This window comes from Streptomyces sp. NPDC008001, from assembly GCF_042958085.1.
In the GTDB taxonomy this organism is placed as follows: Bacteria; Actinomycetota; Actinomycetes; order Streptomycetales; family Streptomycetaceae; genus Streptomyces.
On record NZ_JBIBIZ010000020.1, the window covers coordinates 1 to 1752 of the forward strand.

1 rRNA gene (only partly in view) is annotated in these 1752 nt (G+C 57.6%); it reads left to right on the forward strand.

The features are described from left to right. The first annotated feature begins 50 nt into the window (after positions 1-50). Positions 51-1752: ribosomal RNA gene (locus ACFZCD_RS32830) — 23S ribosomal RNA — on the forward strand (it continues 1488 nt past the right edge of the window).

The following is a 1752-nucleotide window of genomic DNA, read 5'->3' on the forward strand; positions in this document are numbered from 1 at the left end:
TGGGTGGCTGGTCGTTGCTTGAGAACTGCACAGTGGACGCGAGCATCTGTGGCCAAGTTTTTAAGGGCGCACGGTGGATGCCTTGGCACCAGGAACCGATGAAGGACGTGGGAGGCCACGATAGGCCCCGGGGAGCTGTCAACCAAGCTTTGATCCGGGGGTGTCCGAATGGGGAAACCCGGCAGTCGTCATGGGCTGTCACCCGCTGCTGAACACATAGGCAGTGTGGAGGGAACGCGGGGAAGTGAAACATCTCAGTACCCGCAGGAAGAGAAAACAACCGTGATTCCGGGAGTAGTGGCGAGCGAAACCGGATGAGGCCAAACCGTATGCGTGTGATACCCGGCAGGGGTTGCGTATGCGGGGTTGTGGGATCTCTTTTTCACGGTCTGCCGGCTGTGAGACGAGTCAGAAACCGTTGGTGTAGGCGAAGGACATGCGAAAGGTCCGGCGTAGAGGGTAAGACCCCCGTAGCTGAAACATCAACGGCTCGTTTAAGAGACACCCAAGTAGCACGGGGCCCGAGAAATCCCGTGTGAATCTGGCGGGACCACCCGTTAAGCCTAAATATTCCCTGGTGACCGATAGCGGATAGTACCGTGAGGGAATGGTGAAAAGTACCGCGGGAGCGGAGTGAAATAGTACCTGAAACCGTGTGCCTACAAGCCGTGGGAGCGTCGCGCATCGAGCTTGCTCGGTGCGTCGTGACTGCGTGCCTTTTGAAGAATGAGCCTGCGAGTTTGCGGTGTGTTGCGAGGTTAACCCGTGTGGGGAAGCCGTAGCGAAAGCGAGTCCGAATAGGGCGATTGAGTAGCGCGCCCAAGACCCGAAGCGGAGTGATCTAGCCATGGGCAGGTTGAAGCGGAGGTAAGACTTCGTGGAGGACCGAACCCACCAGGGTTGAAAACCTGGGGGATGACCTGTGGTTAGGGGTGAAAGGCCAATCAAACTCCGTGATAGCTGGTTCTCCCCGAAATGCATTTAGGTGCAGCGTCGTGTGTTTCTTGCCGGAGGTAGAGCACTGGATAGGCGATGGGCCCTACCGGGTTACTGACCTTAGCCAAACTCCGAATGCCGGTAAGTGAGAGCGCGGCAGTGAGACTGTGGGGGATAAGCTCCATGGTCGAGAGGGAAACAGCCCAGAGCATCGACTAAGGCCCCTAAGCGTACGCTAAGTGGGAAAGGATGTGGAGTCGCAGAGACAACCAGGAGGTTGGCTTAGAAGCAGCCACCCTTGAAAGAGTGCGTAATAGCTCACTGGTCAAGTGATTCCGCGCCGACAATGTAGCGGGGCTCAAGCGTACCGCCGAAGTCGTGTCATTGCAGCAATACTCCCAACGGAGGCTGTGATGGGTAGGGGAGCGTCGTGTGCCGGGTGAAGCAGCCGCGGAAGCGAGTTGTGGACGGTTCACGAGTGAGAATGCAGGCATGAGTAGCGATACACACGTGGGAAACGTGTGCGCCGATTGACTAAGGGTTCCTGGGTCAAGCTGATCTGCCCAGGGTAAGTCGGGACCTAAGGCGAGGCCGACAGGCGTAGTCGATGGACAACCGGTTGATATTCCGGTACCCGCTTTGAAACGCCCAATATCGAATCAGGCGATGCTAAGTCCGTGAAGCCGTTCTGGATCCTTCGGGTGAAGGAAAGTGGTGGAGCCGACGACCCAGACTTGTAGTAGGTAAGCGATGGGGTGACGCAGGAAGGTAGTCCAGCCCGGGCGGTGGTTGTCCCGGGGTAAGGGTGTAGGGCGT